This is a genomic window from Mycetohabitans endofungorum, from assembly GCF_037477895.1.
Lineage (GTDB): Bacteria > Pseudomonadota > Gammaproteobacteria > Burkholderiales > Burkholderiaceae > Mycetohabitans.
The window spans coordinates 167623-182598 of sequence record NZ_CP132744.1 but is presented as its reverse complement, the minus strand read 5'-3'; the positions used below and the strand labels follow the sequence as shown (position 1 = coordinate 182598).

General features: G+C 63.2%; 14 protein-coding genes and 1 pseudogene. 7 read left to right on the top strand and 8 right to left on the bottom strand.

Going from position 1 to position 14976, the window contains the following annotated elements:
* Window positions 1-3 precede the first annotated feature (3 nt).
* Window positions 4-1287, top strand: a complete 1284-nt coding sequence (locus RA167_RS00760) for an AmpG family muropeptide MFS transporter (RefSeq protein WP_076785898.1) — start codon at window positions 4-6, stop codon at window positions 1285-1287.
* The gene (locus tag RA167_RS00755) at window positions 1272-2240 is read left to right on the top strand and encodes a M48 family metallopeptidase (protein WP_237574381.1); all 969 of its coding nucleotides are present in this window, start codon (window positions 1272-1274) and stop codon (window positions 2238-2240) included. The genes RA167_RS00760 and RA167_RS00755 overlap by 16 nt, the downstream gene beginning before the upstream one ends.
* Window positions 2241-2284: 44 nt before the next feature.
* Here RA167_RS00755 and RA167_RS00750 read toward each other — a convergent pair whose 3' ends face one another.
* From RA167_RS00750 to gatC, 5 genes and pseudogenes are all read right to left on the bottom strand, one after another.
* A complete protein-coding gene (locus tag RA167_RS00750) occupies window positions 2285-3073 on the bottom strand; it encodes an exodeoxyribonuclease III (RefSeq protein ID WP_076785896.1) in 789 nt (262 codons plus the stop codon).
* A 64-nt stretch (window positions 3074-3137) separates the two neighbouring features.
* Window positions 3138-3284, bottom strand: a pseudogene (locus RA167_RS00745) (polyphosphate kinase 2 family protein); the annotation flags it as partial.
* Window positions 3283-4758, bottom strand: a complete 1476-nt coding sequence (gatB, locus tag RA167_RS00740) for an Asp-tRNA(Asn)/Glu-tRNA(Gln) amidotransferase subunit GatB (RefSeq protein WP_076787557.1) — start codon at window positions 4756-4758, stop codon at window positions 3283-3285. The pseudogene RA167_RS00745 and the gene gatB, both read right to left, overlap by 2 nt.
* Complete coding sequence (gene gatA, locus RA167_RS00735) at window positions 4755-6248, bottom strand: Asp-tRNA(Asn)/Glu-tRNA(Gln) amidotransferase subunit GatA (protein WP_076785895.1); 1494 nt, start codon at window positions 6246-6248, stop codon at window positions 4755-4757. The genes gatB and gatA overlap by 4 nt, the downstream gene beginning before the upstream one ends.
* A gap of 22 nt (window positions 6249-6270) precedes the next feature.
* A complete protein-coding gene (gatC, locus tag RA167_RS00730) occupies window positions 6271-6570 on the bottom strand; it encodes an Asp-tRNA(Asn)/Glu-tRNA(Gln) amidotransferase subunit GatC (protein WP_076785894.1) in 300 nt (99 codons plus the stop codon).
* 336 nt (window positions 6571-6906) lie between these two features.
* On the opposite strand from gatC, the gene RA167_RS00725 reads away from it, so the two are divergent.
* From RA167_RS00725 to rodA, 5 genes are read left to right on the top strand one after another with little or no spacing between them, the layout of a single operon-like run.
* Window positions 6907-7950: a rod shape-determining protein gene (locus tag RA167_RS00725; RefSeq protein ID WP_076785893.1), complete on the top strand. Its 1044-nt coding sequence runs from the start codon at window positions 6907-6909 to the stop codon at window positions 7948-7950.
* Window positions 7951-7985: 35 nt separating this feature from the next.
* Window positions 7986-9002: a rod shape-determining protein MreC gene (gene mreC / locus RA167_RS00720; protein ID WP_076787555.1), complete on the top strand. Its 1017-nt coding sequence runs from the start codon at window positions 7986-7988 to the stop codon at window positions 9000-9002.
* Window positions 8999-9511 carry a rod shape-determining protein MreD gene (gene mreD / locus RA167_RS00715; protein WP_076785892.1) on the top strand — a complete coding sequence of 171 codons (513 nt, stop codon included), beginning with the start codon at window positions 8999-9001 and terminating at the stop codon, window positions 9509-9511. Before mreC ends, mreD begins: the two co-directional genes overlap by 4 nt.
* 17 nt (window positions 9512-9528) lie before the next feature.
* Window positions 9529-11889 carry a penicillin-binding protein 2 gene (gene mrdA, locus RA167_RS00710; protein WP_083706004.1) on the top strand — a complete coding sequence of 787 codons (2361 nt, stop codon included), beginning with the start codon at window positions 9529-9531 and terminating at the stop codon, window positions 11887-11889.
* An 8-nt stretch (window positions 11890-11897) separates the two neighbouring features.
* Window positions 11898-13046, top strand: coding sequence for a rod shape-determining protein RodA (rodA, locus tag RA167_RS00705; protein WP_076785891.1), 1149 nt, complete (start codon window positions 11898-11900; stop codon window positions 13044-13046).
* A gap of 33 nt (window positions 13047-13079) precedes the next feature.
* On the opposite strand, the gene queD is transcribed toward rodA, so the two are convergent.
* The 3 genes from queD to queC are packed head-to-tail and all read right to left on the bottom strand — an operon-like array spanning window position 13080 to window position 14943.
* Window positions 13080-13526, bottom strand: coding sequence for a 6-carboxytetrahydropterin synthase QueD (queD, locus tag RA167_RS00700; RefSeq protein ID WP_076785890.1), 447 nt, complete (start codon window positions 13524-13526; stop codon window positions 13080-13082).
* Between the two features lie 18 nt (window positions 13527-13544).
* Complete coding sequence (gene queE, locus RA167_RS00695; protein WP_076785889.1) at window positions 13545-14186, bottom strand: 7-carboxy-7-deazaguanine synthase; 642 nt, start codon at window positions 14184-14186, stop codon at window positions 13545-13547.
* Between the two features lie 22 nt (window positions 14187-14208).
* Entirely contained in the window at window positions 14209-14943 is a 735-nt protein-coding gene (gene queC / locus RA167_RS00690; RefSeq protein ID WP_076785888.1) for a 7-cyano-7-deazaguanine synthase QueC, read from the bottom strand.
* Window positions 14944-14976: the final 33 nt, after the last annotated feature.

Sequence of the window (14976 nt, the reverse complement as noted above, 5' to 3'; positions counted from 1 at the left end):
TCCATGTCCACTCCACCTCACGAAGCCCGCACACTGGCCGCACGCGATCCCCACTCAGGCTGGCGCGCCTACTTCAATACACGCATGTTGATCTGCGTGTTCCTTGGATTCACCTCGGGACTGCCGCTGTTTACGCTGCTGGTTCTGGTGCAGGCGTGGCTGCGCAGCGGCGGCGTCGATATCAAAACCATTGGCCTGTTTGCATTGTTGCAGTTTCCCTATACGTGGAAATTCGTGTGGGCGCCGTTAATGGACCGCTTCGTGCCCGGGTTCGGCCGCTGGCGCCCTGGGCGACGGCGTGGCTGGATGTTGCTGACTCAACTCGGCGTGCTGTCGCTGGTCGCCACCATGGGCTTCGTGTCGCCGAGCAACTCAATCCGCACGGTGGCCGTGCTCGCAGCCGCCCTTGCATTCGCCAGCGCAAGCCTGGACATCGTGCTCGACGCGTACCGACGCGAGTTGCTGAAAGACACCGAGCAGGGCCTCGGCACGGCAATCCACGTGAACGCGTACAAGCTAGCCGCCCTTGTGCCCGGTTCGCTGTCACTGATCCTTGCAGACCACTTCGCGTGGTCGACGGTCTTTGCGGTCACCGCGGCGTTCATGCTGCCTGGCGTGATGACGGCGCTCGTGGTGCGCGAGCCGCAGGTGCAGGGCACACTGCCACGCACGCTGGAGGAAGCCGTGGTGATGCCATTTCGCGAATTCGTCGCGCGCGACGGTGCGAAGCAGGCGCTGATCGTGTTGGCGTTCGTTTTCCTGTACAAGCTCGGCGACAACATGGCGACGTCGCTGGCAACGTCGTTCTACCTGGACATCGGCTTTACGAAAACTGAGATCGGACTGGTGGCCAAGACCAGCAACTTTTGGGCGAGTATTGCCGGCGGCATTCTCGGCGGCATATGGCTAATGCGCATCGGCACGGCGCGCAGCTTGTGGATTTTCGGCGTCGCGCAGATGGTCGCAGTGCTTGGCTTCGCAGCGCTTGCCCGCACGGGCCATACGCTGCCTGGACTAGCCGTGGTCATCAGCCTCGAGGCGTTCGCCACAGGCCTGGGTACGGCCGCGTTCACCACATACATCGCCAGCACTACTGACCCACGCTATACCGCAACGCAGTTTGCGTTGTTCACCAGTCTCGCGTCGATGCCTCGCACATTCGCCAATGCCGGCGCCGGCTATATCGTCGCGCAGACCGGCTGGTTTGAGTTCTTTCTGCTGTGCGCCGTGCTGGCGATCCCGGGCATGCTGCTGCTGCCGCGGGTTGCACCATGGAGAGCACGCTGATGCGGCGCCCGTATGTCAGTTGGCGTCCTGGACGCGCTCGGTGCCCGCGGCCGCCTCGGGCAGGCGTCCTGGCGCTCGCCAGACGACTGGCTGGCGTGGCGCTGCTGATCGGCGGTGCCATCGCGCCGCCGTCCGGCGCGCAGCCGAGGACCGGCAACGCCGGGTCATATGATCCGGCTCAGGCGGTGCGCTTCGGCAACGCGGCGGCGTTCCGCCACCTGATTTCGCCGTCGATGCTTGAACAACAGGCCAGCGGCGAATACCGGCAATGGGTGCACAGCGCCCAGCAGCGAGGACAATTGCTGCCCGATGGCGACCCGCAGGTCAAACGGGTTCGCGCGATTCTGCAAAGGCTCATCCCGTATGCGCTGAAATGGAATGAACGCGCGAAACGGTGGCAATGGGAAGCCTATGTGGTACGCTCGCCGCACATGATGATCCGCTGCCTGCCCGGCGGCAAACTGCTGATCAACAGCGCGCTACTCACGCGTCTGCGCCCGAACGACAATGAACTGGCGATGCTGATGGGCCACATGGTGGCTCACGCGTTGCGCGAACACGCGCGCGAACGCCTGGGCCGGCAACAGGCCACGCAATTGGGCGCCGGCACGATCCCGCAGTTGTTTGGGCTGGCCGATCTCGGGTCCACGCCGCTGGACATCGGCACGCACCTCGCGCACTTACGCTACGATGCAGCCGACGAGACTGAGGCTGACGTGATCGGCGATGAGATCGCATCGCGCGCCGGTTTTGACCCAAGAGCCGCGCTGACGGTATGGAGCCGGGCCGCCGCCCTGCCGGGCGCCAGCAAGACGAGTTTCATCGCGGCCCATCCGATGACGCCGCAGCGCGCCGCTGACCTGCGCAAGCGATTGTCCGACATGCTGCCACTGTATGCAAAGGCGCTCGGCACGACTACCGACGCATTGCCGCGCTACCGACACAACCGTTAAGCCACGTGGCGACGCCGCAGCGGACGCGGCGAGCGCCGGCCATATCACGCCGCGCGGCGGCGCAGCGTGTAGTCATAGTCGATTGTTAGCGGCGCGTGATCACTGAACTTAATATCGCGAAAGATCGACGTGCGCCTGGCCGTCGAGGCAATGCCGGCTGTCGCGATCTGGTAGTCGATTCGCCACCCGACGTTTTTCGCATAGGCTTGGCCGCGGTTGCTCCACCACGTGTACTGCTCGGGCCGCGGATCCAGCGTGCGAAAAACGTCCACATAGCCAAGCTCGTCGAATACCTTGCTTAACCATGCGCGCTCTTCGGGCAAGCACCCGGAGTTTTTCTGGTTGCCTTTCCAATTCTTGATGTCGATTTCCTTGTGCACGATGTTGACGTCGCCGCAGAAAATCACTTCGCGCTCGCGCCGAAGCTCGTCCAGGTGCACATAGAAATCATCCATGAAGCGGTACTTGACCGCCTGCCGCTCCTCGCCGCTCGAACCCGACGGCACATAGACCGACACCAGCGACAGGTCGCCGTAGCGCAGCTCGACATAGCGTCCCTCGTGGTCGAACGCCTTGCTGCCGAAGCCGGCGATGAACTCGTCCGGTTCATGCCTCGTATAGAGCCCGGCGCCGCTGTACCCCTTCTTCTGCGCATGCTGGAAATAGCCGGTGAAGCCGTGCGGCGCGAGGAATTCGGGCGTCATGTCATCCTGCGAGCACTTGATTTCCTGCACGCAGACGATGTCGGCGTTCTGTTTGCCGAACCAGTCGAAAAAGCCTTTCTTCGCGGCGGAACGTATGCCGTTCAGATTGGCGGTGATGACTCGCAGCATGGTGTGTTGTTTCCTTGTTGACGGATGATCGTGGAAGCTGGCGGCACGCGCCAGCCTCTACGGATTACTTGACAACGATACCGTTGAGCGAGGCCTTGGCCGGTGGATAACGCAGGTCCAACCCCGCCAGCCGCCGCAACAATAGCTCGGCGACCATCAGGTTGCGATGAGTCTTCGAGTCCGCTGGCACGATGTACCAGCGCGCACGATCAGGACAGCTTTTTCTTTAACAGCTCGTTGACCTGCTGCGGGTTGGCCCGCCCCTTCGTGGCCTTCATCGCCTGACCGACCAGCGCGTTGAATGCCTTGTCCTTGCCCGCGCGGTATTCGTCGACGGACTTCGGATTGGCGGCAAGCACCTCGTCCAGAATCGCCTCGAGCGCGCCGCTGTCGGAGATCTGCTTGAGTCCCTTGGCGTCGATGATGCGGTCTGCCGCCGCGTCGTCGGTGGCCTTCTCGTCCCAGATCGCGCCAAAAATCTCCTTGCCGATCTTGTTCGAGATCGTACCGTCAGCGATCCGCACGAGAACTAGCGCCAATTGCGCGGCCGATACCGGCGACTGCCCGATGTCCAGCCCATCGCGGTTCAGCTGCGACGCAAGCTCGCCCATTACCCAGTTCGCCGCCATCTTCGCATTCGCAACGCCCACCTTGGACACCACTGCCTCGTAGTACGCGGCAAGCGCCTGTGACGTTGTGAGCACACCCGCGTCATAGCCGGGCAAGCCGTACTGTTCGGCAAAGCGACGCTTCATCGCGTCCGGCAATTCCGGCAGCGCGCGGCGGACCTCGGTGATCCACTCGCTGTCGATCACGAGCGGCATCAGGTCCGGGTCAGGGAAGTAGCGATAGTCATGCGCGTCTTCCTTGCTGCGCATCGAGCGCGTCTCGCCACGGTCCGGGTCGTACAGCCGGGTTTCCTGCACAACGGTGCCACCGTCCTCGATCAGCTCGATCTGGCGGTGCACCTCGTATTGGATCGCCTCTTCCAGAAAGCGGAACGAGTTTAAGTTCTTGATTTCGGCGCGTGTGCCCAATGCCTGCTCGCCGAGCCGGCGCACCGACACGTTCGCGTCGCAGCGAAACGAGCCTTCCTGCATGTTCCCGTCGCAAATACCTAGCCAGACGACCAGCGAATGCAACGCCTTTGCATAAGCCACCGCCTCGGCGGCGCTGCGCATGTCCGGCTCGGTCACAATCTCTAGCAGCGGTGTGCCAGCGCGGTTCAGGTCGATGCCGGTCATCCCGGCGAAATCCTCGTGCAACGACTTGCCGGCGTCCTCCTCCAAGTGCGCTCGAGTCAATCTGATCGTCTTCTCGTACGCATCGCGGCCAGCCTTTTCGTTCGCCTCCACCTGGATCGTGATCGAGCCGCCTTGCACAACCGGCAACTCGTACTGACTGATCTGGTAGCCCTTGGGCAAATCCGGATAGAAGTAATTCTTGCGCGCAAACACGCTGCGCGGCGCGATCGTCGCGCCGATCGCCAACCCGAAGCGTATAGCCCGCTCGACGGCGCCCCGGTTTGCGATGGGCAGCGCCCCGGGCAAGGCCAGATCAACTGCGCAGGCCTGCGTGTTTGGCTCGGCACCGAACCGCGTCGAGGCCCCGGAAAAAATCTTCGACTGGGTCGACAGCTGCGCGTGTGTCTCCAGCCCGATTACCACTTCCCACTGCATAGTCAGACTCCCGCGGGCACTTGCCGATGCCAATCGGTGACGCGTTGGAACGCATCGGCGACTTGCAGCATCCGCGCTTCGTTGAAATAGTTGCCGATGATCTGTAGGCCGACCGGCCGCGCCGCATGGGCGCCAGTGCCAAAGCCGCATGGCACGCTCATGCCCGGCAATCCGGCTAGGCTCGTGGACAGCGTATAGATGTCCGCCAGATACATCTGCAGCGGATCGTCGGCCTTCTCGCCCAGGTTCCACGCGACGCTCGGCGACACCGGGCCCATGATCATGTCGCATTGCTCGAACGCGTTCTGGAAGTCCTGCGCGATGATCCGACGAATCTTTTGGGCCTGCAGGTAGTACGCGTCGTAGTAGCCGTGTGACAGTACGTACGTGCCGACTAGGATGCGGCGCTTGACCTCGGCGCCAAAGCCCTCCGAGCGTGTCTTCTTATACATGTCGAGCAGGTCGCGGTACTCGGCCGCGCGATGGCCGTAGCGCACGCCGTCAAAACGTGACAAATTCGACGACGCCTCGGCCGGCGCGATCACATAGTAGACTGGGATCGACAGCTCCGTCTTAGGCAGCGATACGTCCACCAGTGTCGCGCCAAGTTCCTCGTATTGCCGCAGTGCCGCATCGATCGCCGCGCGCACGTCGCCCGACAGCCCCGCGCCGAAGTACTCGCGCGGCAACCCGATGCGCAGCCCGGCGAGCGGGCGGCCGGCGAGCGCGCCGGCATCCTGCCACGGCTTGCCAAGCCAGCGCGTGTAGTCTTCCGCGTCGCGTGGCAAGCTCGTCGAATCGCGCGGGTCAAAACCGCTCATTGCACCTAGCACGAGCGCGCAATCGGCGGCCGAGCGCGCCATCGGCCCTCCCTGGTCGAGCGACGACGCGAACGCGATCATCCCGTAGCGGGAGACGCGGCCGTAGGTCGGCTTGATGCCGGTAATCCCAGTCAGCGACGCCGGCTGGCGAATCGAGCCGCCGGTGTCGGTGCCGGTGGCCACCGGCGCCAGTGCAGCGGCCACCGCCGCGGCCGAGCCGCCCGACGAGCCGCCCGGCACCGTATTCCGGTCCCACGGGTTGCGTACCGGGCCGAAGAACGAATTCTCGTTGGACGAGCCCATCGCGAACTCGTCCATGTTGGTCTTGCCCAGCGTGACCATGCCCGCCGCCGTCAGCCGCTCGACGACCGTCGCGTCGAACGGACTCACGTAGTCGGCCAGCATCCGGGAGCCGGCGCTGGACTTCCAGCCGCGGGTCACGAATACATCCTTGTGCGCCACCGGCAGGCCAAGCAGCGGCCCACGCTCGCCGCGCGCGAGCCGCTGGTCGGCCGCGCGCGCCGCGTCCAGCGTCAGTGGCGGATTCACGTCGATGAACGCGTTCAGCTCGCGTGCGGCCTCGATACGCTGCAGGAAGTGCTGCGCAAGCTCGAGCGCCGATACCTGCTTTGTATCGAGCGCGGCGCGCAATTCAGTAAGGCTTTTCTGATGCATCGTGCGGTTTTCCTGCGTCGCGTTATTCGATCACTTGCGGTACCAGATACAGGCCGTCCTGCACCGCCGGCGCGCAGCGCTGGTTGTCCTCGCGCCGCACGTGCTCGGTCACGGCGTCCTCGCGCAGCCTCAGCGCGACGTCCTCGATCTGCTCGATTGGATGCGCGAGTGGCGCGATGCTAGTCGTGTCCACGGCCTGCATCTGCTCGACCAGGCCAAAAAACTGGTTCAATTGCTCGAGTATGGGCTCGGCCTCGCGTTGCCCGAGCTCAATGCGCGCCAGGTGCGCAATGCGGTTTACGTCAGTGGGGGTCAAGGCCATGCGGTCACCAAGGATGGAGGGGAAAAAGCGGGCAAAAACGTCCCCCGCTTTTCTTCGAATGAGCTGGAATTATAAGGTATCATTACGCGTTCGCCCTAAACCCGGCCGGCCTTACCGTCATCTTTCAGCAATGTCCTCCGCACGCGCATACTCCCGCGGCTGCGGCATTCGCGTTGCCCAGATGCGTGCACCGCCTGCGCCGGTAAAATTTTTGTTCCCGCAGCTTCGTGACTGCGCGGCGGCCGCCTTCCGGACCTCTGCCGAAGCTGTTGTTTTACCCGCCGCCGGCGCATACGCACATTTCCCGCGACCGGCATCCGCGAGACAGGATTTTTAATGTTCGGTTTTCTCCGCAGCTATTTCTCGAACGATCTGGCGATTGATCTAGGCACCGCCAACACACTGATCTACATGCGCGGCAAGGGTATCGTGCTCGACGAGCCGTCGGTTGTATCAATCCGCCAAGAAGGCGGGCCCAACGGAAAAAAGACGATCCAGGCCGTGGGCAGAGAAGCTAAGCAGATGCTCGGCAAGGTGCCGGGCAACATTGAGGCGATCCGCCCGATGAAGGATGGCGTGATCGCCGACTTCCGCGTCACCGAGCAGATGATCAAGCAGTTCATCAAGACCGCGCACGAATCGAGAATGTTCTCGCCGTCGCCGCGAATCATCATCTGCGTGCCGTGCGGCTCGACACAGGTCGAGCGCCGGGCAATCCGTGAAGCCGCGCTCGGCGCCGGCGCATCGCAAGTCTACCTGATCGAGGAACCGATGGCCGCGGCGATTGGCGCCGGCCTGCCAGTGTCGGAGGCGACCGGCTCGATGGTCGTGGACATCGGCGGCGGCACCACCGAAGTGGGCGTGATTTCGCTCGGCGGCATCGTATATAAGGGCTCGGTACGGGTCGGCGGCGACAAGTTCGATGAAGCGATCGTCAACTACATCCGCCGCAACTACGGCATGTTGATCGGCGAGCAGACCGCCGAGGCGATCAAGAAGGAGATTGGCTCGGCGTTCCCCGGCTCCGAAGTGAAAGAAATGGAGGTCAAGGGCCGTAACCTGTCCGAAGGGATCCCGCGCAGCTTCACGATCTCGAGCAACGAGATCTTGGAAGCGCTAACGGACCCGTTGAACCAGATCGTCTCGTCGGTCAAGATCGCCCTGGAACAGACGCCGCCGGAACTGGGCGCCGATATCGCCGAGCGCGGCATGATGCTGACCGGCGGCGGCGCACTGCTGCGCGACCTGGATCGGCTGCTCGCGGAGGAAACGGGGCTGCCGGTGCTGGTAGCCGAGGATCCGCTCACGTGCGTGGTGCGCGGCTCCGGCATGGCGCTCGAGCGGATGGACAAGCTCGGCAGCATCTTCTCGTACGAATGATCCGGCTGAAGTAAATGCGGTTTCGGGCGTCGACCATGGAATACAGTCCGCCGCCCCTGTTCAAGCAAGGTCCTTCGGCGCTCGCGCGTCTGTTCACGTTTGTCGGTCTCGCGCTCGTACTGTTGATTACCGACGCGCGTTTCCAAACGCTCGAAGTCGTGCGCGAAGTGATCGGCACGGGGCTCTATCCTTTACAACGCGCGGCGCTGGTGCCACGCGATCTAATCGTCGGCGGCACCGACCTATTCGTCACGATCCATTCGTTGCGCAGCGAGAACCAGACGCTGCGCGACAAGAACCTGCAGTTGTCGGTACGTGCGTCGCAAGCGGCCCAACTGCTGGCCGAGAATGAACATCTGCGCCGGCTGCTGCAGTTACAGCAGCATTCAACGATACAGACAACGCCCACCGAGATTCAGTACGACACGCGCGACCCGTTCACGCAGAAGGTCATCATCGCCGGCGGCAGCCAGCAGGATGTGCAGGCAGGCGCACCGGTGGTGAACGAAAAAGGCGTAATCGGGCAAGTCACACGCGTCTTCCCGTTGCAATCTGAGGTCACGCTGCTGACCGACAAGGACCAGGCGGTGCCAGTGCAGGTGGTACGCACCGGCATTCGCAGCGTCATCTACGGCACCCCTAAGGGCGACGTACTGGATCTAAGGTTCGTGCCGACCAGCGCTGATGTGAAGACCGGCGACGAACTGGTGACAAATGGGCTGGACGGCGTCTACCCGCCGGGACTGCCGGTGGCCAAGGTTATTCGCGTCGACCGCCAAGCGGACACCACATTCGCCCGGGTGGTCTGCGAGCCGCTCGCGCCGGTGCGGGGCGCCCGCCAGTTGTTGGTACTGCGCTACGATGCGCGCACGCCGCCGCATCCCACCGACACGGACACCGGCGCGGCCAAGGATGCCGGCAAGGCAAAGGCCAGGAAAGGCGCGAAGGCAGCCGCCGGCAAGAACGCCGCGACACCGGCTGCGACGGGCACCGGCTCGCCGGCATTATCTGCCCGAGCCGCGTCGGCCACGGTAACCAGAGCACGGCAATGAATCGACCTCATCACATCTTGCTGCCGGTCAATCCGTACTTCATTGCGTTCAGCCTGGCCGCGGCGTTTTTTTTGAATCTGCTGCCATGGGGCAAGTGGATCGGCGTGCCCGATTTCGTCGCGATCGTGCTGCTGTTTTGGAACGTGCATCAACCGCGCAAGGTCGGCATGGGCATCGCGTTCCTGCTTGGGCTGCTAATCGACGTGCACGATGCGAGCCTATTCGGCGAGCACGCGCTCGCCTACACACTGCTGTCGTACGGGGCAATCATGGTGCACCGGCGCGTGCTGTGGCTATCGCTGGGTGCGCAGGTCTTCGTCGTGATGCCGCTGCTGATGCTCGCGCAGGCCGTGCCGTTCGCGATTCGGCTGATTGCCGGCGGTGCATTCCCGGGCTGGGGCTACTTGCTGGACGGCTTCGTCGGCGCGCTGCTGTGGCCGGTTGCCAGCGTGCTACTGCTGTTGCCGCAGAAACGCGCGGCCGACCACGACGACACGCGACCGATTTGACCGGGGCCCGCTCGCAGATGACGCAGTTCAACCATCCCCGGCAGGCACTGGCGCGCTTCAAGCTTCGTGTGGCCGCCGCGGGCGTGTTCGTGCTCGCGTGCTTCGCGCTGATCGGCTGTCGCTTTCTGTATCTGCAAGTCTGGAACTACAACAAATACTCGCTTCAGGCTAACGAAAATCGCATCTCGGTCGCGCCGATCGTGCCGAATCGCGGCATCATCATCGACCGCAACGGCGTGGTGCTTGCGAAGAACTACTCGGCCTACACGTTGGAGATCACGCCATCGAAGATCGACGGCACACTGGATGAGGTCATCGAGCAGCTGTCGGACGTGGTCAATATCGATGCGCGCGACCGCCGTCGCTTCAAGAAACTGCAGGAGGACTCGAAAAACTTTGAGAGTCTACCGATTCGCACGCGATTGACCGACGACGAAGTGGCCCGCTTCACCGCGCAGCGCTATCGGTTTCCGGGTGTGGAAGTGCGCGCGCGGCTGTTCCGGCAATACCCGCTCGGTACGACCGCGGCGCACGTGATCGGCTACATCGGCCGTATTTCACAGCGCGACCAGGAGCGCATCGACGCGGCCAGCGAAAAAAACGACAGTGACCCGGAGCACTACGATCCGCGACTCGATGCGAACAACTACAACGGCACCGACTATATCGGCAAGATCGGCGTCGAGCAGAGCTACGAGACCGAGTTGCACGGCGTGACGGGCTTCGAAGAAGTCGAGGTGACCGCGGGTGGCCGCCCGGTGCGCACGCTGTCGCGCACCCAGGCCAAGCCCGGCAACAATCTGCGGCTGTCACTCGATATCGGCCTGCAGCAAAGCGCGGAGCAGGCATTTGCAGGCAAGCGCGGCGCGTTGGTCGCCATCGAACCGTCGACGGGCGACGTGCTTGCGTTCGTGTCGTCGCCCAGCTTCGATCCAAACCTGTTCGTCGATGGCATCGATCAGCCAACCTGGGATGAGTTGAATACGTCACCCGACCGGCCGCTGCTGAACCGGCCGCTACGCGGCACCTATCCGCCTGGCTCGACATACAAGCCGTTCATGGCGCTGGCCGCGCTCGCCACGCACAAGCGTACGCCGAATTGGAGCTTCCAGGATCCTGGCTCGTACACGTTCGGCGGCCACACATTCCGCAACGACGTGCCACAGGGACAGGGCTGGGTCGACATGTACCGTTCGATCGTCGTGTCCAACGACACGTATTACTACATGCTCGCACACGATCTGGGCGTCAACACGATTGCGAGTTTTATGAAGCAGTGGGGGTTCGGCCAGCAGACCGGCATCGACGTCGAGGGCGAAGCACGCGGTGTGCTGCCGTCCACCGACTGGAAGAAACGCGCCTATCGCAAGCCCGAGCAGCAGCGCTGGTACGAAGGCGAGACGATCAGTCTCGGCATCGGCCAAGGCTACAATTCGTATACGATCCTGCAACTCGCGCACGCTGTCGCGACGCTGGCGAACAACGGTGTGGTCATGAAGCCTCACTTGGTCAAGGATGTCGAGAACCCGATCACGCGCGAATTCCGGCTGACGGTGCCCAAACCCAGTGGCCGCATCCAAGGCATCACGCAGGCGGACCTCGACGTCGTCAAGCACGCGATGAAAAGCGTGATGGACAGCCCTTCAGGCACCGCGTACAAAATCTTTGGTAACGCACCCTATACGTCGGCCGGCAAGACTGGTACGGCGCAGGTGTTTTCGCTGCAGGGCCAGAAATACCGTGCGCATGCGCTGGCCGAGCACCTGCGTGACCACGCGCTGTTCATCGCTTTCGCGCCGGTCGAGCGCCCGCAGATCGCGCTCGCATTGATCGTCGAGAATGGCGGCTGGGGAGCCCGGGCGGCCGGCCCAATTGCCCGCAAAGTGCTTGACTATTACCTGATCGACCGCGTCAAGCCCGGTGCCGAAGCCGCCTCCGTCGCGATGGCAGCGTCGGCGACCGACCTCGGCGGCACGCCGGTGATCGGCGGCGCGCAAACCCCAATACAAGCCGCGCTGCCGGCGTCGGTGGTCAGCAGCAGCGCCGCCTTCGCGCCACAGGCGGCATCGAACCCGGCCGTCGCAGCGGCGGTGACGTCTGCGTCGGTGCTCGCGGATGCGGCGCGCAAGAGTACTCGCAGCGATCCGCCACGCGGCGCTGTGGGCGCTGCGGGCACTGTGAGCGCGTCAGCGGCAGGCGCCGCGGGCGGTGGTACCGCCACCCCGGACACCGGCAGCGGCGACGATATGCCCCCCGCCCAACAACCGATACCCGGTCCATACGAGCCCCCGTCGGAACAGGGGCCGCGTGCGCCGGCCGACACGCCAGCCACGTTGAATCGATCCGGGGGCGCGCATGGCGCTACCCCGGCGCACTAGGAATCGCCATGCCCATCGAGCCCCGCGTGCTGATTGGACGCGCAAAACGGATGTTCGCCGGCTTCGACAAGCCACTTGCGTTGATCGTCTTCTTGTTGCTATGCGTGGGTCTGCTTACGCTGTACAGCGCCAGCATGGACGTACCCGGACGCGTCGAGGACCAGGTCCGCAATATCTTGCTCACGTTCGTGCTGATGTGGGCGATCGCGAACGTACCGCCGCAGACGCTGATGCGTTTTGCCGTGCCCGCCTACTCGTTCGGCGTGGCACTGCTCATCGCCGTGGCGCTGTTCGGCTTGACTAAGAAAGGCGCCAAGCGTTGGATCAATGTCGGCGTCGTGATTCAGCCATCTGAAATCCTGAAAATCGCCATGCCGCTGATGCTCGCGTGGTACTACCAGCGACGCGAGGGCGTGATACGGTGGTACGACTACCTGATCGGCCTGATCATCCTGGCAGTGCCGGTCGGGCTGATCGCCAAACAGCCCGACTTGGGTACTGCGATCCTGGTGCTGTCCACGGGACTGTTCGTGATCTACTTCGCGGGCCTGAGCTTCAAGCTAATCGTACCGCTGTTGCTGGCGCTGGTGATCGGCGTCGGCTCGTTGATCGCAACCGAGGACCGGATTTGTCAACCGGACGTGCAATGGGTTCTGCTGCACGACTACCAGAAGCACCGCGTCTGCACGCTGCTCGATCCGAGTTCAGACCCGCTTGGCAAAGGATTTCATACGATTCAGGCGGTCATCGCGATCGGCTCCGGCGGGGCCTTCGGCAAAGGCTGGCTCAAGGGAACGCAGGCGCACCTGGAGTTCATTCCGGAAAAACATACGGACTTCATTTTCGCCGTGTTCTCCGAAGAGTTCGGCCTGGCCGGCGGGCTCATGCTGCTGTTCCTGTACCTGCTGCTCGTCGCGCGTGGCCTGTACATCGCGGCCAACGGCGCCACGCTGTTCGGCCGATTGCTGGCCGGGGCGCTGGCGCTGTCCTTCTTCATGTACGCATTCGTTAATATCGGCATGGTCAGCGGTATTCTGCCCGTAGTAGGCGTACCGCTGCCATTCATGAGCTACGGCGGCACCGCGCTGATCACATTGGGCATCGCGACCGGGATGATCATGAGCGTGGCGCGACAAAAACGCCTGATGCAAAGCTGACGACGGCGCGTCGGTGCCCGGCCCTGGCGGCGTTCAGTCGCGGCTGATATCGGCCCAGCAGTTGGGCGTCTCGTACAGGCGTACGTTGGCCAGCCGCAGGTTGATGCCGTAATGCGCATCATAGACGTGGGCCAGGATCTCGAACGCCTTAGCAGCCAAATTCTCGACAGTCGGGATCCGGTCCAGCACGACCGTCTTGTGCTCGGGCAGCGTATCGAGGAAAGAACGGACCATCACGTCCTGCTCATAGACGATGAACGCGTGATCCCACACGTTCACCAAGTGCTCCATCGCCAGCCGCTTCACGTCGGCAAAGTCCATCACCATGCCGCGATCCGGCGCGCCTTCCGTATCGACGAGTTCGCCTTGCAAGGTGATTTCCAGCACATACCGATGGCCGTGCAGGTTCCTGCACTGGCTGCGGTGATCCGGGATACGGTGGCCTGCGTCGAATGCGAGTTTGCGCGTGATAGTCAGCACGGTGGTCCAGCGCCTGGTTCAGGGAATATTCAAGTACTTATGCGTCTGCATCGACAGGCGCCATTGGGGATGCCGCTTGCACCAATCCACGGCCAGCTTCGTGTTCAGTTCGCGCGATGGACCATCCATCGGTTGCACGAGAAAGTGCTCGAAATCCAGCCGCGCGTATTCCGACAACTGCTGGTTGTCCTGCGGGATCACGACCTTCAGTTCGTTGCCGCGCGTCACCACGAGGGACGAACCAGCCTTCGGGCTTACGCAGACCCAATCGATGCCGGGAAGCACCGGCAGGGTGCCGTTGGTCTCGATCGCGATGACAAATCGTTCACGGTGCAGCGCGTCGATCAACGCCGCATCGAGCTGCAACATCGGCTCGCCGCCGGTACAAACGACAAAACGGTATTGTGCCGCAACCTCGCCAGGCGGCCACAGCGACGCGATCTTCGCCGCCAGCGCATCGGCATCGCGATATTTGCCGCCGTTCTCGCCGTCGGTGCCGACAAAATCGGTGTCGCAAAAGCGGCACACCGCATCCGCGCGGTCCTGTTCGCGGCCCGACCACAGGTTGCAGCCCGCAAAGCGGCAAAACACCGCCGGTCGACCGGCATTGGCGCCCTCTCCCTGCAACGTGTAGAAGATTTCTTTGACCGCGTACGTCATCTCACTGCCTACCCCTGAAGCGTCAAAGCGACGCGGGATCAACGCGCCCGCCATGCCGGAATGCGTGGTAGCCGCGTGCGCGCAACCTGCATGCCGGACACTCGCCGCAACCAAAGCCCCAATCGTGCAATTGAGCCCGCTCGCCGACATAGCATGTATGCGTCTCGACGCGGATCAGCTCGACCAGCGCTTCGCCGCCAGTCGATTCTGCAAGCCGCCAAGTGTCCGCCTTGTCCAGCCACATCAGTGGGGTTTCGAGCACGAAACGCTGGTCCATGCCCAGATTCAGCGCCACTTGCAGCGCCTTCATCGTGTCATCGCGACAATCTGGATATCCGGAAAAATCAGTTTCGCACATGCCGCCCACCAGCACATCGAGCCCGCGCCGGTACGCAACCGCTGCCGCGATCGTCATGAACATCAAGTTGCGGCCTGGCACAAATGTGTTCGGCAACCCGTTAGCCTGGGTCTCGATCTGGATCTCGCGCGTCATTGCTGTGTCGCTGATCGCCCCCAGCACCGACAGGTCAACGCGATGGTCGTCGCCAAGCGCCGGCTTCCATTGAGGGAACGCGCGGATCAACGCATCGCGGAACCTCTCGCGGCATTCCAGCTCGACGCGGTGCCGCTGCCCGTAGTCGAAGCCGATGGTTTCGACGCGATCGTAGCGTGAAAGCGCCCATGCCACGCAGGTGGCCGAGTCCTGTCCACCGGAAAACAATACGAGCGCGCCGCGTTGAGCGTCTGTCCGAGTCACCGTGGCACTCCTTCGATCAGATGCAGGCAGTAT

Excerpts from the sequence above, each read along its gene's own strand:
- gatC (WP_076785894.1), bottom strand. The coding sequence starts at position 6,570 with ATGGCCTTGACCCCCACTGACGTAAACCGCATTGCGCACCTGGCGCGC.
- RA167_RS00760 (WP_076785898.1), top strand. The coding sequence starts at position 4 with ATGTCCACTCCACCTCACGAAGCCCGCACACTGGCCGCACGCGATCCC.
- RA167_RS00750 (WP_076785896.1), bottom strand. The coding sequence starts at position 3,073 with ATGCTGCGAGTCATCACCGCCAATCTGAACGGCATACGTTCCGCCGCG.
- RA167_RS00755 (WP_237574381.1), top strand. The coding sequence starts at position 1,272 with ATGGAGAGCACGCTGATGCGGCGCCCGTATGTCAGTTGGCGTCCTGGA.
- gatA (WP_076785895.1), bottom strand. The coding sequence starts at position 6,248 with ATGCATCAGAAAAGCCTTACTGAATTGCGCGCCGCGCTCGATACAAAG.
- mreD (WP_076785892.1), top strand. The coding sequence starts at position 8,999 with ATGAATCGACCTCATCACATCTTGCTGCCGGTCAATCCGTACTTCATT.
- mrdA (WP_083706004.1), top strand. The coding sequence starts at position 9,529 with ATGACGCAGTTCAACCATCCCCGGCAGGCACTGGCGCGCTTCAAGCTT.
- RA167_RS00725 (WP_076785893.1), top strand. The coding sequence starts at position 6,907 with ATGTTCGGTTTTCTCCGCAGCTATTTCTCGAACGATCTGGCGATTGAT.
- rodA (WP_076785891.1), top strand. The coding sequence starts at position 11,898 with ATGCCCATCGAGCCCCGCGTGCTGATTGGACGCGCAAAACGGATGTTC.
- mreC (WP_076787555.1), top strand. The coding sequence starts at position 7,986 with ATGGAATACAGTCCGCCGCCCCTGTTCAAGCAAGGTCCTTCGGCGCTC.
- queE (WP_076785889.1), bottom strand. The coding sequence starts at position 14,186 with ATGACGTACGCGGTCAAAGAAATCTTCTACACGTTGCAGGGAGAGGGC.